The organism is Actinocrinis puniceicyclus, assembly GCF_018283645.1.
In the GTDB taxonomy this organism is placed as follows: Bacteria; Actinomycetota; Actinomycetes; order Streptomycetales; family Catenulisporaceae; genus Actinocrinis; species Actinocrinis puniceicyclus.
The window spans coordinates 137117-159479 of the sequence record NZ_JAGSXH010000001.1 but is presented as its reverse complement, the minus strand read 5'-3'; the positions used below and the strand labels follow the sequence as shown (position 1 = coordinate 159479).

The following is a 22363-nucleotide window of genomic DNA, read 5'->3' as shown; positions in this document are numbered from 1 at the left end:
GGGGCGTGCGCGAGTCAGCACACGATCAGCGCGGCGGACGCGGCTGGGCTCCGGCGCCGCGGAACAAGTAGTCGTACACGCCCTGCAGGTACCGGTAGAGCGCGTCATCGGATTCGAACTCGATGTGCGTCATGCCGTCGTAGTCGGCGGCGGCCAGCCCGCGGCTGCGCAGCAACCGCTCGAAGCCCTCCTCGAGCGAGCCGGCGTACTCGGGGCTGAGCGCCGCGATCAGCTCGCGCGTCGGCCCGAGGTCCTCGTACGCCACCTCGACGTGCAGGTACGCGCCGATGAAGTCCGCGACGGTCTTGTTCACGCCGTGATCTTAGTGTGCGCGAATCGAGTGACAAGATAGTAGGGTTCGCCTCTGCTGTTCCGTTGCGGGGCGCCTGGTGGTTGTGGGCCGGAAACTCGTGGACGGTGCCGACGCGTTGGCCGTACCGTCGTTGGGTTGCGTCGGTCAGCGGGAGGTGCGGCGATGAAGAAGCGCAGGTCTCCGCAGGAGAAGAAGCGCCTGTCGTACAGCAAGGATCGCCGCAATACCTACGGCGAGAACGACAAGAGTTCCCGCAGGAACATCGCGCGCAACAAGCGCAACCAGCACCGCTCGGATCGGCATCGCGAGCAACAGCAGCTGTCTGCCGCGCTCGGGCCGGTCGACGAGGTCGTGGAAGCCGGTTTCGATGAGCGCCTCACGCGTGCTCGGCGCGGCAGCCGGTGGCGCAAGTTCCCCGACACCCAACTCGGCCTGTATGTGGCGAGCACGCTGGCGGTACGGGCACGCAAGGGAATCTCCATCGCGCGGACCGAGCAGGCGCGCATCGAGAAGGTCCGCCGAAACACCGAGGTCGATGGGCTGCAACTGCGGCGCAAGTGGTGGTGATCAGCTCAGGCGGCAGGCTACGCCTATCGTTTGCGCCTCGGCACCAGAACGCCCACCTCAGATCACGAATTGAGGCCTGTACTCGGGTGCATTCCAGGGCGGATCGGGTCGCGTGAGCAGAACGAGGCGGCCAGTGCGGATGTCCACGCGTGAATTGTCGTCCCTCGCCACAAACGCCCTCTGCCCGCGTCTATCACCGTAAAACGGGAATCAACCAGGTGGAGATCCATGACCGCGGCGCTGTACGCGCGCGGCGCCGGCGGTCCGAGCGAGTGCGCTGCGGAGTACGCCATGGACGCACGGCACCAGGACACTACGGGCGAGACGACCGAAACGACCGTGTACGTCCCGCTCACCGGGGCCACCCGGCTGGACGGCGATCTGATCCTGCCCGAACACGCGGACCGGGTGGTGCTCTTCGCGCACGGCAGCGGCAGTTCCCGGTTCAGCCCGCGCAACCGGGCCGTCGCCCGGGCGCTGCAACGCGGCGGCCTCGGCACACTGCTGCTGGACCTGCTCACCCGCGGCGAGGAGCGGGTCGACGAGGTCACCGCCGAATACCGTTTCGACATCCCGTTGCTGGGACGGCGCGTGACGGCCGCGATCGACTGGCTGGAGGCGTACCCGCAGACCGCGGGCCTGCCCCTCGGGCTGTTCGGCGCGAGCACGGGCGCGGCCGCCGCGTTGATCGCCGCCGCCGAGCGCCCGGGCCGGGTGACCGCCGTGGTCAGCCGCGGGGGCCGGCCCGATCTGGCCGGCGAGGCCCTGGCCCGGGTGCGCGCTCCCGTCCTGCTGATCGTCGGCGGGCGGGACCAGCAGGTGCTTGAGCTCAACCGTCAGGCCGCCGGGCTGCTGAGCGCGCCGCACCGCGTCGAGGTGGTTCCCGGCGCGACCCACCTGTTCGCCGAGGGCGACACGCTCCAACGGGCCGCGCTCAAGGCGCGCGACTGGTTCCTGCGACCTGGAGAACAAGGGCTTGATATGTGACGCGCCCGCGTCCGGCACCGGGCGAAGGCCGCGGTGCCGGACGCGGGCGCTTGTGCTCGTACGCCTGTCTTCGGGCGCTCGTGATCGGGTCCTGAGCCGAACCGGCCGCCCGGAGCGTCAGTGCCCGGGGTTGTTGATCGAGTTCGCCATCTGCGAGTCCATGCTCTGCATCTGACCGATGATCGAGTTGAACTGGTTGGCGAAGTCGTTGATCCCGTTGACCGCCTGCGTCAGCGAGGTGTTGAACTGCTGGTAGGAGTTCTGCAGCGCCGGGCTGGTGGCGTTCATCCACAGCGAACCGCCCTGCGAGAGCATGGAGTTGACCTGAGTCTGCAGGCTGGTCAGCTGCGGCACGATGTTGGTGACCGCGTTGTTCAGCTGAGCGGTGACGCCCTTGACCGCGTCGTAGCTGATGTTCACGTCGGGCATGGAGTTGCTCCCTGGTTCGCTGGTGCCCCCGGATCGTTCCCGTCCGGGTGGTCTGCTGTGCGGCGGCCCGCGGGCATCGGCCTGCGGGCGGCGGTCGCCGCGTGCGCCGGCCGCCTGCCGGTGAACCCGGCCCGTCAGTAGGTCGGGTAGTAGTCGTAAGTGCTCGGGTCCGGCGGGGCGGGCGTGTTCGTCGTCGTCGTGGTCGCCTTGCCGTACTTGTCGGTCTCGATGGTGAGCGTCGTCGTCGAGCCGTCGGCGTTGTCCGTCGTCGACACCGTCGTGGACGAGCCGTCCGGGTGGTTCGTGACGGTCGTGTCCGTCGTCGTGGTCGTCGTCTGGCCGCTGGCCGTGTTCACGTCCGTGGAGTGCGACGAGCCGTCCAGGTTGTTCGTCGTGGTGATGACGTCGGTCGAACCGTCCTGGTGGTGGATCGTCTGCGTCGAGTCCTGCGTCGGGTGGCCGTTGACGTCGCCCTTGTCCGGACCGAAGGTCGTGGTCTCCGTGTAGGTCATCCCGTCCACGGTGTACGTGCTGGTCTCCGAGGTGACCAGCGGGTTGCCGGAGCCGTCCGTGCCGCTCGTGGTGACGTTCGTGGTCACGCCCGCCGAGCCGCCGTACGTCGTGCCGGGGTTCGTCGGCGCGGTGGGCCGCGGCACCGACGTGGTGACCAGGTTCCCGTTCTCGTCGTAGTACTGCACGTGGTTCGGGTCCGGCAGTTTCTCCCACTCGGCCAGCTGCTTCTGGTAGGCCGCGTACTCGGACGGGTAGTTACGCACCGCCGACTGCGCCAGCCCGGAGTTGACCGCGGCGACCTGCGAGGCGTCCGCATCGAAGAAGGTCTGCGCCACCCCGCGGAACGTCGCGGCCAGCTGCTGCACCTGCTTGGTGGCGTTGGACAGCGGGCTCTGCCAGTTCGAGTAGAAGTTCCACAGCGAGGTGGGCAGGTTGCCCGGGCCGAGGTCGCCCGTGTCCACCTGTCCGTTGTTGGCGATCGGGACGTAGCCGTCGATGGTGTCCGCGTTGTTGATGTCGTCGATCTGCGTCTTGAGCGAATCGAGCTGCCCGGCCGCGTCGTGCAGAAGCTGGTAGTCGATGACGAGGTCTGCCATGCGTCCTCTCCCATCGCAGGGCACGCATCGCATCGCAGTTCATCGTCATCCAGCGATTTCATGTGCGCGCCAACTGGCGGACAACAACAACGTGTTCGATGACTATGACAAACCTCGGACTCGACGTGTCCTCGTCGCGGCGCTGTACGGCCGCCGACCATTGGACGAACACGGACCGTACCGCCGAGCCCGCGCGCACGAAGGAAGGATGCGGCCGCGACATGGCTTCCCGACCGTCGGACTGGTCCGCCCTGGGATTGTCGGGTGACCCGACTCCGGGCGATGTGGACGAACTTCAGCAGGTGGTGGACTACCTGAACCAGGTGGCCCAGGCCACCGGCACGATCGAGACCGCCCTGCAGCGGGTGCTGGGCACGGCCAGCAGCGGCAACTTCGTGGGTCAGACCTCGACGGCCATGGCGGGGCAGATCTCAGGCCGCTTCATCAACTTCATGCGCGACGCGAGCAACGCGTTCGCCACCGCGCACACCGCGGTCAGCACCTACCACGCGGCGATGCTCACGCAACAGCAGATAGCCGGCGACGCCCTGTCCAAGGCGCAGTCCTCCGGCCTGAAGTCCGACGACCCGCAGGTTCAGGCATGGGCACACCAGGCCACGCAGGCGGGCACGGACCTGACGACGGCCTCGAACACGGCGGCCGGCTCCGTGGACGCGGTCTCCAGCGGTACGCAGCCGATCTCGGGCTGGGACATGTTCTGGGAGGTGCTGGGCTGGATCGCGCTGCTCCTGCTGATCCCGGCGATCATCGTCGGCGGCCCGCTGGCGCTGATGGCCTTCGCGGTCAACCTGGTGCTGTTCGTCAAGGCGGCCGTGGACTTCGGGCAGGGCAAGATCGGCTTCGGGCAGTTCCTGCTGGCGTTCCTCGGCATCATCGCGCCGACCACCGAGGGGCTGAACCTGGCCGAGCTGCTGCCCGCCCTGATCAAGGGGATCGGCAGTGCGGCCAAGGACGGGGCGCTGTTCGTCCGCGGCACCATCGCCGACCTGATGGGCCTGGCCAAGGGCTTCAACTTCTCCAGCATCTTCACCGTGGACACGCTGCTGGCCATCGGCAAGTTCGTGTACACCGCAGGGGTCTGGGTCATGCACGGCATCCAGGACCTGCCCAGCCTGCTGGCCAACGGCGCGCTGGTCACCGGAAAGGCGCTCGGCGACTTCCTGGGCAAGGTCGGCACCGGCATCGTGCAGGACCTCAAGACCGGGGCCTGGGTGCGGCTGGTGCTTCCGGTCAAGGGCACCGAGGTGGCGAATCTCGGGCTCGGCGGCGCGTTCCGCGTCGGCGTCCTGGAACGCGGATTCGGCCTGTCCGCCGATCCGGTGCTCGCGTTGAAGATGGTCGCCGCCAACGGGCTCAAGGAGGGCGGCGCCGGCGGCCTGAAGCTGTGGTCCGTCTCCTCGGACGTCCACTTCGCCGCCGACCCCGGGCACGGCGGGCTGATCACCCCGGTCAGCCTCCAGGGCGCGCGCCCGGACCTGACGCTGGGCCTGCACGCGGACCCGGCCGCGCTGCCGGGCTCCGGCCTGACCACCGTCCACACCACGCTCACGACCGGCCCGACGCTGCTGACCCCGACGACGCACGCGCTGACCACCGACGCCGCCCACGGCCTTCCCGCGCCGGCGACGCAGGTGCTGACGACGAACGTCGCGCACGGCTTCACCGGCGACCTCGGGCTCGGATTCACGGGCCTGACCCACGACGTCTCCACACCGACGACGAACCTCAACTCGCTCGGCGTCCTGGGGCACTCGGGATCGGTCGGCACCGTCAGCGCCCTGGGTTCGCTCGGCACGCACGATCTCAGTCATCTGAGCGTCATCACGCCTACGGCCACCAAGCTCGACCTCGGCTCGATCACCACCTTCTCGCACACCGCCCAGAGCCACGCGGGCAGCGTGCTGGACCTGCGCACTCCCACCGAGATCAACAACGTCTACCACGGCAGCGCCGTGGTCACGCACCTCGACGACTTCTCGATCGTGATCAAGGATGCGGGCATGCCCTCGGTGGGCGAGGCCGGCACGGGACTCGGCGCCCACGCCGTGAACATCCAGCCGGCCGCGGCCCATACGGCTGAAATCGGCAGCGTCGGCGTACACACGGCCGATGCGGGCAGCGTCGGCGTGCACACGGGGAACCTCGGTACGAACGGTGCGCACACCTCGGGCTTGGGCGCGACCGGTGCGCACACCTCTGGCTTGGGTGCGACCGGCACGCACATGGAGAACCTCGGTACGACCGGGTCGCACACCGGGGACCTCGGGAGCGTCTCCGTGCACGCAACTGAGGTCAAACCACTGAGCATCAACGCCGCGGCCACGGGCACAGCCGGCGCCGGGGCGGTCGGCCTCGGCAAGCTCGCCTCCGTGGATCACGTGGCGCTCTCCGCCGACTCCGTCGAGTCCGTCCAAGGCCGCCTGGCGAGCCTCCAGGGCATCGACGCCGCCGGAATAGACCGCGTGACCGTCTCCCTGCCCGCCACATCGATCGCGCCCGCCAAGGGCGCGGCCGGCACCGGGCACGCTTCGCCGCACCCCGAAAACGTCTCCGGCGCCGCCGAACCGGCCGCCTCCAGCCTTGAGCACGTCGCGCAGCCCGCCCACGACGACGCCGGCGTGCCCGGGCTGTTCGGTCTGCCGAGCGAGCGCGTCGCCGTGCCGTGGACCGATTTCAAGGCCGCGCAGCACGAATACACGCAGGCACTCGATCACTACAACGCGGTGCATCCGCAGCCTGACATACACGGCGCGGAATCCTCCGCGATGGCCGACGCCCGCATCAAGGGCAAGGCCCCGCAGAGCGCGGCGCAGGCCGAGGCGAGCGCCGGCCTGCACACCGCGGCAGCCGACCTCAACAACGCCGCGGACGCGCTACGGCTGCTGGACATCCAGCCCGAACGCCTGCAAGCCCTCGAACACCTCGCCCTGGGTCAGTCCCTGCTCGAACGCCCCCGGCTGCTCGGCGGCTCGCGCGCCACCGACCACATCACCCGGGCCGCCGACGACGGCACCCCCCTCGCCGCCACCCGCCCGGTCGGCGCGAACCACCAGCTCAACATCGATCTTTCGCGCGGTCCCGCGCATGAGAACGCCGCCCTGGTCGACGTGCGCACCGGCGACACCCTCTTCGAGGGCCGCCTGACCGAGGTGGGCAACCACGGTTTCCGCCTCACCGACCCCGGCACCGGCGCGTTCCACGAGTACAGCGACGCCGGCGCGCTCCAAGTCCGGGGCTTCGCACTGACCGATCACGCGGGAAACCCCCTCGGCACCGTCGAGATCCGGCCGGCCGCCGGCCAGGCGACGATCCACCACCCGGGCGGGACCGCGACCGCGTTCACCTACCACGCCGGGCAGGGCGCCGGCCACGAGCTGCGCGCCCCGGACGGCACCTGGCAGCGCTTCGACGACAACGGTGCACTGACACACCAGAACATCGCAACGATCGAACACGACGGTTCGGCTCACACCCACATCGAGATCGACTACGCGCATGGTCGTGCCCACCTCGGCGGCGACCCGGCGCGCACGCCCTGGACCTGCACGCACAACCCGCCCGGCGGCGCCGCGTTCCGGATCGACCACCCCACCGACGGCGGCTGGCGCGAATTCGGCGCGGATCGACGCATCACCGGCGAGAACATCGCCGTCCACGCGGCGCCGGGCGGCGCGAACCCGGGCCACCTGCTGGTAGACCACACCGGAGCACACCCCACCGCGACCCACCCGGGCGGCGACGGCACGCACTGGACCTTCGCGCGCACGCCGCAGGGCGGCTTCCGGATCGACCACCCCACCGACGGCACCTGGCGCCGGTTCGACGGCCACGGCCAGATCACCGCGCAGGACGTGCGCGTATACGGCTCCGGCGGCCAGGCCAACCCCGACCACCTGGTCTTCGACTACCAGAACCGGCAGGTCAGCTACGCCGGCGACAACACGCGCTGGACGTACAACCTCAACCCGCCCAACGACGCGGCGCTGCGTATCGACCATCCGGCCAACGGGAACTGGCGCGAGTTCGACGCCAACGGGCATCTCACCGACGAGGGAGTACGTGTACAGACACCGGGCGCCGCGAACCCGGACCACCTGCTCGTCGACCACCGCGGACAGCCGCCGATCGCGACCTACCTCGGCGGGGACGGCACACACTGGACCTTCGCGCGCGCGCCGCAGGGCGGCTTCCGGCTCGACCACGCGGCGGCCGGGGACGGTCGTTGGCGGCAGTTCGACGCGGGGGGCGCGCTCACCCACGAGGACGTCCACCTGACCGACCACACCGGCGCGAACCAGACCCACCTGCAGATCGACCACGTCAACGGTGACGCGCATTACGTCGGCGGGGACGGCACGCGCTGGAGGTACACCCCGAACGCGCACGGCTTCCGGCTGGACCACCCGGCCGACGGCACCTGGCGGCAGTTCGACGCGACCGGCCGGCTGACCGGCCGGGACATCAGCGCACTGAACCACGACAACTCGGCATTCGGGCACATCGAGTTCGACTACGCGGCCGGCCACGCGTTCACCACCACCGGCCCGCGCGGCGCCCGCGCGCAGTGGGACATCGCGCACACCCCGGGCGGCGGCTTCGACCTGACCCGCGCACACGGCAACGACCTGCTCAGCTTCGACGCCAACGGCCACCTCGTCGCGCAGCACGTGGACTTGCGCGACCTGACCGGGGCGTTGACCGGCAACCACCTGCGCGCCGACTACCGCAACCCCGCGGCCCCGACGATCGCAGTACACGACGGCGGCGGAGCACCGGTCGCGCACCTCGACGCGGTGCGCGGTCCCGACGGTCACTTCACCGTCACGGACACCACCGCCGGTCCGGCACACGGTAACTTCACCGGTTACGACCGCTTCAGCGGCGGCGTGCGCACCCAGCGGATCAACCTGACCGACAACCTCGGCACGCACATCCACGCGGACTTCACCGGCCCGCACCCGGCGCTCGCGGTTCGTACGGACCGGACCGGCGCGACACTCGGCCATTTCACCGTCTCCCGCGACGCGGCCGGCGGATTCCACCTCACCGACACGCGCGGCGCGCACGCCGGCAACGAGCGGGTCTTCGACGCGGCCGGAGCCCCGGTCTCCGAGCGCATCAACATCCTCAAACCCAACGGGAAACCCACCGGCCAGTTCATCTCCGTCGACTACCGGGCGGGCGGCGGTCCGCGGTGGACCCGCAACGACGCCGCCGGCGCGGTCGGCGCACACGACCCGCGGCTGCCCTCGGCCTACACCGGCGGCGGCGCGGCCGTGCGCCGCGGCGACGGCACACTGCACCTGACCGGCCCGGACAAGACCCCGTTCTACTCGCGCGAGACCCTCGGCAACGGCAACGAACTGGAACTGTTGCGCAGCGAGAGCGGTCACCGCTACTGGCACGAGTGGGACGCAGCCGGGCGCGTCGGCGGCGGGGTGCGGCACTACTCCACCGAGAGCGACGGCGTCACCTCCTGGGACCTGGGCAAGTGGGGCCAGGTGGTGCGCGAGTACCGGATCACCGCGGACGGCGGCCTGATCCGGGCCGAGCGCGGCGGCAACGGGTTCACCTGGACCCGGTTCGACGCCCAGGGCGGCAAGCTGCTCGACGGCCGACGCGACAATACCCTGACAGGCTGGACCGACACCTACTCGGCGAACGGCCGGACGCACGTGGTGCAGCAGAAGTGGAACACGCTCAACGGGCTGCCGCACGCCAAGCACTACCGCGAATACGGCCTGGGCGTCGACGCGCACGGCGTCATGCAGGTCAAGACCAGCTACAAGGAACTCTCGCCGCAGGCCAAGGACACCGGCAGCCTGGAGACCCTGAGCAACGGCCACACCCTGACCTTCACCCGGTACGCCGAGCAGCGGCCGCCGGACTTCCTGTGGAAGACCCCGCAGAGCCTGGACGACCCGCTGTCGAAAGCGGGCGCCTTCGTCCTGGGCGGCAAGTACGGCGCGGTCGACTTCCCGCACGGGGGCTTCTGGATGGGCGACTCGCGCTTCCAGGTGTTCAAGTGGGTGGAGCACGACCCGGCCAACCACGCGGTCGTCTCCGAGGGAGTCAGGACCGTGACGCCCGAGGGCTCGGTGTCCGACTTCGCCGGCGACGGGGTGTTCGTGCGCGGCACGATCAAGCTGGACGACGGGCACACCGTGGAGATCGGCCGGGACGCCCAGGGCAGGTGGGACACCTTCGCCCTCGGCGGGCACGGCGGCGTCCCGGCGCAGCGCACGCTCAACTGGCGCGAACTGGACAGCGGGAAGAACGTGGTCGCGCAGGGCACCCGCACCTTCGACGGCAAGCACTGGATCGACTCGTTCACCGACGCCGGGGGAGTGCAGCGGGTCGAGCGGCACACCGACCTCAACGGCGACGTCGTGCACTATCTCGGCACGGACAAGCCCCGGTACCACCCGAACAATCCGCCCGGCGCCCGCGTCGCCAACCCGGGCGCGTCGATCTCGGTCACGCGCAACAGCATGGGCCAGATCGTCGGCCGCAACGACCGCTGGGGCGACATCGCCGGCGGCGCCCCGCACCCGAACCCGGTGCGGATCGCGGGTCGCGGCGACGAGCACGTGGGGCGGTGGAACTGGCGCGGCAGCGACGGCGGCAGCGGGTTCCGGCTCAACGGTCGCAACACCCGCTGGACCGGGTCCTGGGACGACTCCTACCGCGACTTCCGCGTCACCAACGCGGGCACCGAGCAGGTCCGCGACTTCCGGGCGCTGGACAAGGGCACCTCGCTGAAGGCCGAGCCGGACGCGGCGGGGGCCTGGCGCTCGCAGAAGTTCGACGCGCACGGCGACCCGGTGCCCGGCACCGACGCCGCCCGGCAGTGGCGCCAGGCCGACGGCACGTGGGGCAACGCGCGCCCGCCGGGCACCGAAGCAGTGCGCTGGCGCGACCTGGACGGCGGCGGCGTGACAGTGCGCGAACTGATCGACGGCCGGGTGCGTGAGTACACCAACGCCAACGTGTGGAAGGAGTTCGACCACGGCGGCGTCTGGCGGGAACGCACCGAGACCGCCCCGGGCTCCGGCATCTACCTGGAGAAGGAGAGCTTCCAGAAGCAGTGGCGGATGACCGATGTGAACGGCAACCTGTTGAGGTTCCGTGGCGCGTCCGGCCGGGTGTGGGAGCGCAACGCGACCGGCCGCTGGTACCTCGGCACCACCTGGAAGCAGGTCGGCTCCGAGATCGAGCGCAAGGGCTGGATGACGGATCTGCGCGGCGCCAACCGCCGCGTGCGCGAGACCAACCGGCGCGAGTTCGTGGTCGGCGACGGGGCATCAGGCTCGTTCCTCGGCGACAAGAGCATGCTCGCGCAGAAGGTGGTGCTCGACTTCATCCAGGACTACACGATCGACGTGGCCGCCAACATCATCATCACCGGCGCGGTGAACAACTGGAACTTCACCGCGGACGACTGGGGCAAGATATTCGCCGGTGCCGCGGTCAAGAGCGGCGTCAAGTCCGGGTACGGCGTGATCAGCGAGACCTGGCTCAAGGGCACCCGCGACGGTCTGCGCAACGTCGACGGCGGCAAGGACTGGAACCGCAACCCGTACAACCACGACAAGCACGCGGACAACGAGTGGGCGGGCAACGAGAACCCGCAGCGTTGGCGTGCCGGTACTTACGACTACTGGGTCGGCACGGTCGCCGTGGGCGCCCTGGGCAACTTCGTGTCCACGGCGATGACCGCCGCCGCGTTCGGCGTGGGTCCGAACCATGTCAAGGTCTCGGGCGTCGAGGCGCTCAAGGACGGCGGGCTCGGCCTCGCCGCGGGACTGCTCGACAACCTCACCGTGGGCGCGGCCAGGACGCTGGCGCATCAGATGTCGTCCGGCCGGCTCTTCCACAACGGCGGCCTGGCCGACATCACCCTGCAGTTCGGCGAGAAACTGCTGGAGAAGTATCTGCAGGACGTGCTACTCAACCCGGCGGCCCACCTCAAGCCCGAACCGCCGGCACCCGTCACCGCACCGGGCAACGGTCAGACGCAGGGGAGCCACCCATAGGACACTCAAGCCGAGGCGGAGCAGTGCGGGGCGGGCCAGTCCGGGTCAGGGTGGCCCCGGGCGGCCCAGTCCGGGTCAGAGCACTGCGGGGGTACGGCACTCGGCCCAGGAGGGTCAACAGCCCTGCGCCGCGGTACCGTGATGAACATGCAGCGCAGTAGGGTCGGCCGGCCGTCGGCAGTCAGCCTGAGCGTTATCATCAGATCGCTGATCGCCGGCCCGATCCTGCTCGCGCTCGGCGTGCGCGGACTGCTCGACGGCCCGCAGTGGTGGCTGCGCACCGTGCTGTGGATCTGGTGCGTGGCGGGCGGAAGCGTCATGACGCTGCTCGGGCTCGCGCTGCTGGCCGCGCGGCGCGCTCGCGGCGCGCAGGGCCCGACCGGTCGCGGCCCGCGAAAGTGAGCACCATGTCCGCACGCGCTCAAGGCCCTTACAAGATGATGCCCCGCACGGTCCCGGTGAGGCTCTGCCCGGACTGCCAGGTGAACATGAATCCGTCGTTCTGACCGGTGACCCCGCTGAACACGGCGTAGCTCTGGCTCGTGCTCTGGGCCGAACCGTTCGCGCTGAGCACGAACGCCGCGCCCGGGTTGTCCGAGCAGTACGAGTGCGTCGCCTTGTACGTCTTGCCGTCGGAACGGGTCAACACGTTGACCGCCGCGCTGTCCAGCGCGCCGCCGCAGCTGAGCATGAGCGGCGACGCGGTGTTGTTGTGGTAGGACACGTCGATCGTGACGGTTCCGCCCGGCGCGACCGTGATCAGCGTCAGCGTCAGGGCCAGGTTCGAGGTGGCCGTGATCGTCCGGTTGAGCGTGTAGGTCCCGGTGACCAGGGCCCCGAGGCCCGGTGACGGCGAGGGCGCGGACGGGCCGCCGGCCGCGGCGCTGGCCGGCGCGGAGGTGGCCGGCGCCGTCGAGGGCGACGGCGGGGGCGAGGGCGAGCGGGTGAGTGAAGGCGACGGGGACGGTGCGGCCGCGGCGGAGGTCGCCGGCGCAGCGGCGGCGCTCGACTCGCCCGCGTCGGCGATCTGCTCGCCCCTGGCCCGGCCCGGGCCGTGCGACTGGAGCGAGAGCACCGTCGCCCCGGCGCCCGCGAGAACGATCGCCGCCGCGATACAGGCCACGACGACGAGCGCGCCGCGCCGGTCAGTGTCCTGCGACTGCTCGTCAGTGACCTGATCTGCCTGCTGTGCCAGGGCCTGCTGCGCCAAGGACTGCGGAGGCGCGGCCGGCCGGGGTGCGGGCCGCGAACCTCCGGGCTTGCGCACCGGTGACGACTTCATCAGACGCTCCCGACGGTCGGTGTGCTGTGGCACCGCGGTTACCGCGCTTCCCGCCTGTGCCGGTTGATTCCATCAGGGATGCGCCCGCCCTTCAAGGCGCGGGGCGTCGTGTCGGCATCAGTCCCGGCCTGCGTGCGCGGGATCCGCCAGGAACTCGTCGATCTGATGCACGTAAGGATGCGCTGCGCCGTACGTCCCCGCGTAGATCTGCCGGGCCTCGTGCGCGTACTGGACGGACCGCTCGACGTCGCCGAGGTCGTATTCGATCCCGATCAGGCGCGTCAGCGCTTCGGCCACGTACGGATGCTCGGGGCCGTAACTCTGGATGTAGATCCCGCGCGCCTCGTGCACGAGTTCGCGGGCGCGCTCGCGTTCCCCGTAGTTGTTGAGCAGATGGCCCTGGCGTACCAGCCCGCAGGCTCGGCCGGGCTTCTGCGTCTTCATCGGCAGACATTGCATGATCTGCTCGAAGTCCCCCGCGATCCGCTCGTACTCGCCGCGTAGTCGTTCCGGGTCGCCGCGCAGGAACATGGCTCGGGCAAGCCGGTGCCGGGTGTCGGCAAGGTGGACTGCCGCCGAACAGGTGTCCGGATGGTCGGCGCCGTGCGCGTTCCGCAACGCCGTGTAAGCGAGCTGTAGTTGGGTCTCGGCCGCGCCGAGCCCGGCTGCGTCATGCCGCGCGGCGTCCCGCAGCACCAGCCCCCAGCAGGTGCGGGCCCGCGCCGTCACCCCGCTCTGCGCGCCCAGCGCCCCGGCCAGCAACGAGACCGACTCCCGCAGCTCGGCCGCGGCCCGCGGCCACTCGCCCAGCCGCCACCGCACGATGCCGAGCGTCTCCAGACTCAGGCCCACCAGGTCGCCCGGCGAGCCGTCCAGGGCCTGGTGGATCGCCAGCGAGCGGGTGGCGCTGGACCTGGCGGCCTCGAACTCCGTCAGCTCCAGCTGTATCTTCGCCAGCTCCAGCAGGATCGCCGCCGTGGTGCGGTCCGCCGGCCCGACCGCCGACTCGTTGAGCCGCAGCGCCACCTCGGCGTGTTCCCTCGCCCGGTGCAGGTCGGCCTGGCGGTAATGCACCCGGCTGAGCGCCAGTTGCGCGGCGGCCAGCTGCGCGGGGTCGTCACCGTGACCGCGCAGCTGCGCCAGCGTCCTGGTCAGCCTGCGAAGCGCGGCGTCGAACGCGCCGCGCACCAACTGATACTCGCCGATCCGGCGGCTGAGCCCGATGCTCTCGGGCGAGACCAGGTCGTGCATCTCGACCTCGTCGAGCACGGTCACGCAGTGCGATTGCAGCGAGCCACACACATCCCAGGTGCGCGGGTCGTTCGGATCCTGCGGAAAGGCCCGCGACAGCAGGCGTACCGCGGCGCCCAGCCGCTCGTCGCGCACCTTCGGCGTGAGCTCGTCGCGTATCAGCCGCTGTACGACCCTGTGCATCGTGAAGCTCTGCGGGGTGACCCCGAGCAGCGAGAACTTGCGAGCGGCGGAGATCGCCGCGTTGTAAGGCAGGCTCTCGGACAGCGCACTGCGCAGCACCTCGGGCAACGCCTCGGCCAGCCGCGGATCCTCGAACAGATCGCGGGGGATCGCGTCCGGCGAGAAGAAGCAACACAGCTCAAGCAGCACCCCGGACAACGGCTCGACCCGGGTCGTCTGCTCGCGCGCGATGCGGTAGGTCGTCGTCGCGGACCTGTCGTAGTACGCCTGGGTTCCGCGGGCGAGCGTCTCGCTGAAGCGCACGGTCAGCTGCCGCAGGTAGCCGGCCGGACTGCACTGCGCCTCGCGCATGTACGAGGCCGCCTGCTCCAGCGACAGCGGCAGCCAGCCCAGCCTGTCCGCGATCTGCACCAGCACCGAGTCGTCGCGCACCGGAACCCGGCGGCGCAGCAGTTCCACCGAGTCCGCCTCGGACATCGGCTTCAGCTCGATCCGGCGGCGCACACGGGTCGCCCAATTCGGGCTCTGCGACGTAATCAGCAGCGAGCCGTCGCCGTAGGAGGGGATCAGGTCGTGCAGCTTGTCCTCGGATTCGGCGTTGTCGTAGATCAGTAGCCAGCGACCCTCGTAGGTGCGCAGCCGCTCCCAGAGCTGGCGCAGCATCTCGTTCTGGTCCTGGAAGTTCGGCAGCTGCAGTTTCCTCGCCAGGGACGTCAGATCGTCGTAGATGGCGGAGGGCTGGTGCGCGTGGATCCACCAGACGATGTCCAGTTCGCGCAGCCCGGTGGCGAAGCGGGCGGCCAGCTGGGTCTTGCCCATCCCGCTCATCGCGTGGATCACCACCGAACGGGCGGTGACGTCTCCCGGCGCGTCCACCAGTTCCGCCCTGAGCCGGGTGAGTTCGGCGGCCCGCCCGACGAAGTTCGGGTTGGCCACCGGCAGGCTGGCATTGATCACGCCCATGCCGGGGAACGGGGCGCTGAGAGCGCCGAAGGTGTCCGCGCGGCGCGAGTCGGAGCGTGCGCCGCGCTCCCGCAGCGCATCGTCGATCGGCTGCCAGGCAAGGGTGTGCTGGTGAATGCCGGCTATGGACAGGCACGCCGCCGAGGCCAGCGCCGGCGGCGCTCCCAAGCCGTCGGTGTCGACGCAGATCAGCCGGTTGCGGGCACGCCGGAGCGCGGCGAGCGCGGCGACCCGGGACGAGGCACCCTCGTCCGCCTCCCGCATGCGGCCGGAAAGGACGACCAGCACGCAGCCCGCGTCGGCGGTGGTTCGTTCGGCCCAATCCTGCGCGGACCCGGTCTCCCGCCCGCCGGGCACCTGCTGGAGCCGGGAGAGGAAGCCGGCCGCGTTCAGCCGGTCCTCGAGCCACAGCGCCCAGCGCAGGTCCTCGCGCAGGTGGAAGACCACGACCAGGCTCGCGCGGTCCTGCTGCTTGCGCCCGCGGCCCTCCCGGCCGGCCAGCTGGTCGTAGGCGCCGGCGAGTGCGGCGACGGTGCTGATGACGCCGAGCGCGGTGGCGGCCACCTCATGCCCGAGCCGGGTGAGCCAGAGCGCCGCGACCAGCGCCGCGACCACCGTCCCGAGCGCCGCCTGCCGGCGCCACCCGAGCTGCATGAACCACCGCAATTGCGGTTCCTCCCCCAGACCGACCCCTGCCCGCTCCCCGTCACGGTCGCGTGGTGGCTTTCCTCATTCCCTCGGCAGGGCTCTGTCAACCTGCTATAGGCTGGCCTCGCGGGACGGGACCCACTGCGGCGTGCACTTCACCCGGGAGACGTACGAATCGGCGCTTCGGTCGAGCCCCACCGGCCACAGCTGACTAATATTTGGTCACTTCGGTACCTGCCGCACGGACCGCGACCCGATTCATGCGGACGGCCGCGATCCGCTCCGCCACAGTCAGGGAATCCATGACCGACGACACCGCCGACGCCGAGCATCCGCAGCCGCGGGACCGGCAGGCTCCGGGCGCGAGGCCGGCCTGGGCCAACCGGGACGCGCGCTCGCGTGAACCGGTGCTCGTCGAGTCGGTGGTCACGGTCCGGGCTCCGGCGGTGGCGATCTGCGCGCGCGACGGGCAGATCCGGCCGCGCGGCGACGACGGCTTCAGCTCGGCGCACGGCCACTACCAGCAGGACCGCCGAGTGCTCAGCCTCTGCGAGCTGAGGGTGAACGAGGTCGCGCCCGAATACCTCGGTGACCGGCTCGTCGGCGCCGACACCTCGAAGCACGTGTGCATGGTGCGCACGTACGAGGACCCGACTCCGGATCCGGTGATCGTCGTCGAGCGCGTCCATCGCGCCGGCCACGGCGAGACCATCAGCATCCGCAATCACGACGGCAAGCGCCGCGATCTGACCGTGCAACTGCGGGTCGCCGCGGACCTGGCAGACGTCTCGGAGGTGCGCCGGGGCGCGCCGGGCAACCACGCGCAGCTGGTGTGCCCGGCGGGCGAGCGGGATCTGCTGGAGTGGCACGACCGGTCCGACGGCACCGTCGCTTCGCTGCGAGTGCGCACCAGCGTGCCCACCGTCATCGAACGCGAAGGCGACGCGGCCGCCGTACTGCGGTGGACGGTGCGGATCAACGAAGGCAAGGAATGGCGCACCGAGATCCTGCTGACCACCAGCACCGCCGCGAAGACCAGGCTCCCGTTGGCGGCCGCCCGCCGTTCGTTGGGGTGGAGGGTTCCCGGACCCGGCCCGGACCGGCATCTCGACGCCCTGGTCAAGCAGAGTCTGCTCGATCTCGACGCGCTGCTGTTGGCCCCGCAGGACGATCGCCGCCGGCTGTTCGCCGCGGCCGGCGCGCCCTGGTACCTGACGCTGTTCGGCCGCGACAGCCTGTGGACGGCGCGCCTGCTGCTGCCAGTCGACCAGGGTTGCGAACTCGCGCTCGGCACCCTGGGGGTGCTGGCCCGGATGCAGGGCCGCGGGTACGACCCGCAGACGGACGAGCAGCCCGGCAAGATCCTGCACGAGCTGCGCCGCCGCACCACGACGCACCAGCAGGGCGAGGTGCTGCCGCCCGTGTACTACGGCTCGATGGACGCCACCGCGCTGTTCGTGGTGCTGCTCACCGAGGTCGCTTCCTGCTCGGCGGCCGCGATCACGCCGGACAGCCCGCTGCTCGACAGCGCGCGCGCCGCGCTGGCGTGGATGCGCGAGCGCACCGAGGAGGACGAGCGGGACGGCTTCGTGCGCTACGCCACGGCCGGCAACGGCGCGCTTTTCAACCACGGCTGGAAGGACTCCAGCGACGCGGTGGTCGGCCCGGACGGCCGTGTCGCCCAAGGGCCGATCGCCCTCGCCGAGGTTCAGGCCTATGCGTATCAGGCGGCCGTGGGCTTCGCGGGGCTGCTCGACGCGCTGCACCCCGATGGCCGGGCCAAGCAGGAGGCTTATGAGCTGCGGGGGTGGGCCGATGCGCTGCGGACGCGGTTTCGGCGGCGGTTCCTTGTGACGGACGGCCCGCAGGAGTTGCCCTACTTCGCGATGGCGCTCGACGGCGACGGAGTTGCGGTCCGAGGTCTGACCTCGAACATAGGGCATCTGCTCGGTACCGGTCTGTTGGATCCGGAACAGTCCTCGTGGACCGCACAGCATCTGGTGTCGCAGCAGCTTTTCTCGGGCTGGGGTCTGCGCACCCGCGGCTCGCAGCACCCGCGCTTCAGCCCTTTCAGCTATCACGGCGGCGCGGTCTGGGCGCACGACACCGCGATCGCGATCAGGGGTCTGGCCCTGGCCGCGCGGGAGGCGCGCGGCGTCGGCGAGCGCGGATACGCCGAGGACTGCGCCCGAGCCGCGCGCAGGCTCGCGGGCGGGTTGATCGATGCGGGCGCGGCCTTCGGCTACCGGCTGCCCGAGGTGTTCTCCGGCGGCTCGCGCGATTCCGGCGACATCGCCCCGCTGCCGTTCCCGGCGGCGTGCCGACCGCAGGCGTGGTCGGCGGCCGCGGGCGTTGCGCTGGTCGAGGCGCTCAGGCTGATCTCCTGACCGGCGGCGCGCGCGATCGGTGCCGCGCCGGGATCAAGCCCCCGCGCAGGCTCGACACGAGCACGACCCGGCGGCACGATGTTTCGCAGGGTACTCACAGCCCTGGGACCGATCGGCGCACCGCACGCAGGCTGCCGCCGGCGGCCGGACCGGACCCGTCGAACAGCAGGGAATCGGATGCCACGCGAGGGTGCGCCGCTGCCTCGGACGCGGCAGACGATCGCCGTCGCGCACGTCCACTGGGCGCTCCCGCCCATCGCCGGGGGTGTCGAGACGCATCTGGCCGACTTCTCCAGGCTGCTTGCTGAGCGCGGCCACCACGTCACGCTGTTCGCCGGCCAGGGGCTGGTGCAGGCCGGGCCGCGGGTCGAGACGGTGCCCTGTGATCTGCTGAACCTCGACTGGTACCGCGAGCGGCGGATGGAGGCCAGCGACAAGGAACTGGCGAAACAGTTGGCCGAGACGATGCGCGCGGAGATCACGCGGCGCGGTATCAGGGTCGTGCACGGACACAATCTGCACCACTTCACGCCGGTGCCGGCGATGGCGCTGCGCCTGCTGGAGCAGGACATCGGAGTTCGCGTCTATCACACGTACCACAGCGTCTGGGACACGGATCTGCACATCGTCGAGCACTGCCGGAACTGGCCCGAGCAGCACGCGGTCTCCCGATTTCTCAGCGGGCTGTGCGCGCAGGGGCTTTCGGTTCCCACCATCCCGGTCTATCTCGGTGTCGCGGAGGACAGATATCGGCACATCGACTCGCCGTCTGCGTCCGGGGAGCAGGTGATCCTGTTGCCGGCGAGGCTGTTTCCCGAGAAGGGCGCGCAAGCCGCGGTCCGTATGCTGCGCCGGCTGCGCGACGAGGGCCTGAGCGTGCGGTTGATCCTCACCGGACCGGAGCAGACGGTGGACTGGGACCAGGAATCAGAGCCCTTCGGCCAGCGGCTCAAGGAGACGATCGCGGATCTGGGCCTGACCGGGCACGTGGATTTCCGCTCGGTGGGGTTCGGGCAGATGCCGCAGCTCTATGCCCAGGCCAACGTCGTGATATATCCCTCCACCTACCCGGAGCCGCTCGGACTGGCCCCGCTGGAGGCGGCCGCGGCGGGGCGGCCCGCGGTGGTCACCCGGATCGGCGGCCTACCCGAGACGGTGCGCCACCGCCGCACCGGTTACGTCGTGCCGCCCGGGGACCTCGACGCGCTCACGAACCGGGTGCGCACGCTGCTCACCCATCCCCGCCGCGCCCGCCGGATGGGCCGTGCGGGCCGCGCCATGGTCCGCCGCAAGTTCGCGCTGGACGCCTATGTGGACCGCATGGTCGAGCTCTACCGCGCCGCAGATGTATAAGCCTGAGATTGGAGAGGCCGTAGTACCGCGCGCCCCGGGCCCCGACCGAGCGCCGCCCGGTCCATCCCGGCGCCCTGCCGGATCCAGCGATAACAGGGTACTGTGATCTTATTCCGCGGGTCGCGCGTGTCGGGCGGCGCGCCCGACTGGACGCGATCCCCTGGGAGGCCGGGATGGCCGAGTGGCCGGAGGATGTCGACGCGGCAGCCGCGCTCGCGGCCGCCGGCCTGCGCCCGGTGCCCTTCCGCCAGTTCATCCTCAAGGTGCACAGCCGGTGCGACTTGCGCTGCGATTACTGCTACATATACGAGCACGCCGATCAAAGCTGGCGGGAACAGCCGCGCCGTATGTCCCTGCACACGGTCGACCAGACCGCGCGTCGTATCGCCCAGCACGTTGAGAGGAACCGGCAGGATTCGATCGAGCTGATCCTGCACGGGGGAGAGCCCTTACTCGCAGGCGCCGAGCTGCTCGCGTACGCGGTGACGCGGATCCGGGCGGCCGTGCCCGACACGCGCGTGCGCGCGACGATCCAGACCAACGGTCTGCGGCTCGACGAGAAACACCTCGGCCTGTTCGATCTGCTCGGGGTGACCGTGGGCGTCAGCATGGACGGCACGGCCGCGATGCACGACCGCCACCGCCGGCGCGCCGACCGCTCCGGGTCTCACGCGGCCGTGGCCGCGGCGGTCCGCAGGCTCGCCGGCCCGGCATGGCGGCACCTGTTCGCCGGCCTGCTGTGCACGATCGACCTGCGCAACGACCCGGTGGAAACCTATGAGGCGCTGCTGGAATTCCAGCCCCCGGCCATCGATTTGCTGCTCCCGCACGGCAACTGGACGACGCCGCCGCCCGGTCGCGACGCGTCGCAGGCCGCGCCTTACGGTCGCTGGTTGTGCGCGGTGTTCGACCGCTGGTACGGGGCGCCTCGGCGCGATACGGGAATCCGGCTGCTCGAGGAGGTCATCAACCTTCTGCTGGGCGGGCGGTCGCGCAGCGAGCAGATCGGCTTGTCGCCGTCGGCGACGGTGGTGGTCGCCACGGACGGGGGTATCGAACAGTCCGACGTGCTCAAGTCGGTGCGGCACGGCGCGGCCGCCACCGGCCTGAACGTCGCCACGTCGGGTTTCGACGAGGTGCTGCTCGCCCCCGGGATCGTCGCGCGGCAACTCGGCGTGGCCGCGTTGTGCGGCGTGTGCCGCGATTGCGGTGAACACCGTGTTTGCGGCGGCGGCCTTTATGCGCACCGCTACCGCCGCGGCTCCGGATTCTCCAACCCGTCCGTGTACTGCGATGATCTCAAGTACTTGATAAGGCATGTGCGTGCGCGGCTGCGCGCCGACCTGTCGGCGGCGGTGGCCGCTCGCTCGGCGCCGTCGGACGCGGCAGCGTGATCCCGCAGGTCTACCGGGTTCCCGCCGCGCTCGTGTCGGCGCTGGCGCAGGGGCGCGGCGACGGCGAGATGATCCGTCTGCTGGCGTCCTCGCAGCGCAGCAGGCAGGCACTGCTCGTGCGCGCGGTCGTCGCGGAGGCGTCGGAGGCGGGGCACCGGCACGCGGCGATCGCAGAAGCCGGATACCGTCTGCTGGCCAGGGCCGAGCGCGCCGACCGGGCGGCGGTCACGGCGCTGTTGCGGTACCCGGCCGTAGGTGCCTGGGCCATCGACGCGTTGGGAGCGCTGCGCGGCGCCGCGCCGCAGTCGGCCCGAGTGGGCAGAATCACCGCCGTCGCCGCCGCGGCCGCCGTCAGGGCCCGGATCGACTTCGAGATCGACGTGCCGGTCGACGGGCAGGACCGCGCGCTTGAACTGCCCTCACTCGGTCGGCTGGCGTTGCCCGCGCCCGCGCCCGCGCCCGCGCCCTCGTTCCCGCCCGCGTCTTCGTCCGTGGACGAAACGGTCGCGCACGTGAGCTGTTCAGCCGGCACGATCGATGTTTCCGGGCTGCCCGGCGCCGCGCGTTTCGCCGGGCCCTACGACCGCGACGACACCGCCGCCGCTTGGCTGGCGGTACGCCGGCTCGCGGCGCGACGTGGACCGCACGCGATCTGCCTGCCTTTCGATGACGTCGACCCCTACCGGTTCCCGTCCCACGTGGACCTGGCCGGTCATCTCGACCGGCGCGAGTTCTCCTGGTGGCGCCGGACTTTCGCCGAGGGGTGGCGGATCCTGGTCGCGCGCCACCCGATCGCCGCACGCGAGGTCGCGGCACTGGTGACCGCGGTCTCTCCGATCGCGGCCGCACCCGGGGTCCGTCGCAATGCCAGTTCGCGGGCGGCGCCGGGGGCCGTGGCGGCGACCCGCCCGGACGGTCCGCTGACTATGGCCCTCGCCCTCGTGCACGAGGTACAGCACATAAAGCTCGGCGCGCTGATGGACCTGATGCCTATGGCCGACGAGGCGAGCACGCATCTGTACTACGCCCCCTGGCGTCCGGACCCGCGGCCCCTGCAAGCGCTGCTGCAGGGTGCTTATGCGCACAGCGGGGTCGCGGAGTTCTGGTTGAACGAATCCGCCGCGCTGCCCGAAGGCGCGGCCCGTCTCGACGCTCAGGAACAGTTCGCCCGGTGGCGTGACGCATCCGGACAGGTCGCCGATTTCCTCGCGGGCCATCCCGGGCTGACCGAGTACGGGCGGCTCTTCGCCACCGGTCTGAGCACGCGGCTGCGCGCGTTGGGTGAGGTCGCGTTGCCGTCGGCCGCGCTGGAACTTTCGCATGACGCGGCGCGGACCCATCGCGCCCGTTGGGAATACGACAACGGGCGCAATTCCGCGGCGGGTTGAACCTCCGATGACCGTACGAGCTCTCATATGCAATGCTAATATCCAGGTGGGA

Annotated in this window: 13 protein-coding genes; 8 read left to right on the top strand and 5 right to left on the bottom strand. The window is 70.8% G+C overall.

The window, feature by feature from the left end; genetic code table 11:
• Positions 1–25: 25 nt before the first annotated feature.
• Positions 26–313 carry a hypothetical protein gene (locus KGA66_RS00735; RefSeq protein ID WP_211463332.1) on the bottom strand — a complete coding sequence of 96 codons (288 nt, stop codon included), beginning with the start codon at positions 311–313 and terminating at the stop codon, positions 26–28.
• A 162-nt stretch (positions 314–475) separates the two neighbouring features.
• On the opposite strand from KGA66_RS00735, the gene KGA66_RS00730 reads away from it, so the two are divergent.
• Together KGA66_RS00730 and KGA66_RS00725 are read left to right on the top strand one after the other, a co-directional pair.
• Positions 476–880: a hypothetical protein gene (locus tag KGA66_RS00730; protein ID WP_211463330.1), complete on the top strand. Its 405-nt coding sequence runs from the start codon at positions 476–478 to the stop codon at positions 878–880.
• Positions 881–1171: 291 nt separating this feature from the next.
• Positions 1172–1867 (top strand): dienelactone hydrolase family protein, encoded by a 696-nt coding sequence (locus KGA66_RS00725; RefSeq protein WP_369015778.1) that lies wholly within the window; start codon positions 1172–1174, stop codon positions 1865–1867.
• A 117-nt stretch (positions 1868–1984) separates the two neighbouring features.
• On the opposite strand, the gene KGA66_RS00720 is transcribed toward KGA66_RS00725, so the two are convergent.
• A complete protein-coding gene (locus KGA66_RS00720; RefSeq protein ID WP_211463326.1) occupies positions 1985–2296 on the bottom strand; it encodes a WXG100 family type VII secretion target in 312 nt (103 codons plus the stop codon).
• 134 nt (positions 2297–2430) lie between these two features.
• Positions 2431–3405: a hypothetical protein gene (locus tag KGA66_RS00715; protein ID WP_211463324.1), complete on the bottom strand. Its 975-nt coding sequence runs from the start codon at positions 3403–3405 to the stop codon at positions 2431–2433.
• Between the two features lie 221 nt (positions 3406–3626).
• On the opposite strand from KGA66_RS00715, the gene KGA66_RS00710 reads away from it, so the two are divergent.
• A complete protein-coding gene (locus tag KGA66_RS00710) occupies positions 3627–11462 on the top strand; it encodes an RHS repeat domain-containing protein (protein ID WP_211463321.1) in 7836 nt (2611 codons plus the stop codon).
• 147 nt (positions 11463–11609) lie between these two features.
• A complete protein-coding gene (locus KGA66_RS00705; RefSeq protein ID WP_211463319.1) occupies positions 11610–11864 on the top strand; it encodes a hypothetical protein in 255 nt (84 codons plus the stop codon).
• Between the two features lie 28 nt (positions 11865–11892).
• On the opposite strand, the gene KGA66_RS00700 is transcribed toward KGA66_RS00705, so the two are convergent.
• Complete coding sequence (locus KGA66_RS00700) at positions 11893–12744, bottom strand: hypothetical protein (RefSeq protein ID WP_211463317.1); 852 nt, start codon at positions 12742–12744, stop codon at positions 11893–11895.
• Between the two features lie 117 nt (positions 12745–12861).
• The gene (fxsT, locus tag KGA66_RS00695) at positions 12862–15807 is read right to left on the bottom strand and encodes an FxSxx-COOH system tetratricopeptide repeat protein (RefSeq protein WP_211463315.1); all 2946 of its coding nucleotides are present in this window, start codon (positions 15805–15807) and stop codon (positions 12862–12864) included.
• A 284-nt stretch (positions 15808–16091) separates the two neighbouring features.
• On the opposite strand from fxsT, the gene KGA66_RS00690 reads away from it, so the two are divergent.
• The 4 genes from KGA66_RS00690 (at position 16092) to KGA66_RS00675 (ending at position 22311) form a co-directional block, all read left to right on the top strand.
• On the top strand, positions 16092–18176 hold the full coding sequence (locus tag KGA66_RS00690) for a glycogen debranching N-terminal domain-containing protein (protein ID WP_211463313.1): 2085 nt from the start codon (positions 16092–16094) through the stop codon (positions 18174–18176).
• Between the two features lie 177 nt (positions 18177–18353).
• A complete protein-coding gene (locus tag KGA66_RS00685; RefSeq protein ID WP_211463311.1) occupies positions 18354–19529 on the top strand; it encodes a glycosyltransferase family 4 protein in 1176 nt (391 codons plus the stop codon).
• 173 nt (positions 19530–19702) lie between these two features.
• Entirely contained in the window at positions 19703–20923 is a 1221-nt protein-coding gene (locus KGA66_RS00680) for an FxsB family cyclophane-forming radical SAM/SPASM peptide maturase (RefSeq protein WP_211463309.1), read from the top strand.
• Complete coding sequence (locus tag KGA66_RS00675; protein ID WP_211463307.1) at positions 20920–22311, top strand: HEXXH motif domain-containing protein; 1392 nt, start codon at positions 20920–20922, stop codon at positions 22309–22311. The genes KGA66_RS00680 and KGA66_RS00675 overlap by 4 nt, the downstream gene beginning before the upstream one ends.
• Positions 22312–22363: the final 52 nt, after the last annotated feature.

What these genes read in the sequence shown, in the direction of transcription:
- KGA66_RS00730 (WP_211463330.1), top strand. Translation starts at nt 476, where the DNA reads ATGAAGAAGCGCAGGTCTCCGCAGGAGAAGAAGCGCCTGTCGTACAGC.
- KGA66_RS00725 (WP_369015778.1), top strand. Translation starts at nt 1,172, where the DNA reads ATGGACGCACGGCACCAGGACACTACGGGCGAGACGACCGAAACGACC.
- KGA66_RS00720 (WP_211463326.1), bottom strand. Translation starts at nt 2,296, where the DNA reads ATGCCCGACGTGAACATCAGCTACGACGCGGTCAAGGGCGTCACCGCT.
- KGA66_RS00715 (WP_211463324.1), bottom strand. Translation starts at nt 3,405, where the DNA reads ATGGCAGACCTCGTCATCGACTACCAGCTTCTGCACGACGCGGCCGGG.
- KGA66_RS00710 (WP_211463321.1), top strand. Translation starts at nt 3,627, where the DNA reads ATGGCTTCCCGACCGTCGGACTGGTCCGCCCTGGGATTGTCGGGTGAC.
- KGA66_RS00705 (WP_211463319.1), top strand. Translation starts at nt 11,610, where the DNA reads ATGCAGCGCAGTAGGGTCGGCCGGCCGTCGGCAGTCAGCCTGAGCGTT.
- KGA66_RS00700 (WP_211463317.1), bottom strand. Translation starts at nt 12,744, where the DNA reads ATGAAGTCGTCACCGGTGCGCAAGCCCGGAGGTTCGCGGCCCGCACCC.
- KGA66_RS00690 (WP_211463313.1), top strand. Translation starts at nt 16,092, where the DNA reads ATGACCGACGACACCGCCGACGCCGAGCATCCGCAGCCGCGGGACCGG.
- KGA66_RS00685 (WP_211463311.1), top strand. Translation starts at nt 18,354, where the DNA reads ATGCCACGCGAGGGTGCGCCGCTGCCTCGGACGCGGCAGACGATCGCC.
- KGA66_RS00680 (WP_211463309.1), top strand. Translation starts at nt 19,703, where the DNA reads ATGGCCGAGTGGCCGGAGGATGTCGACGCGGCAGCCGCGCTCGCGGCC.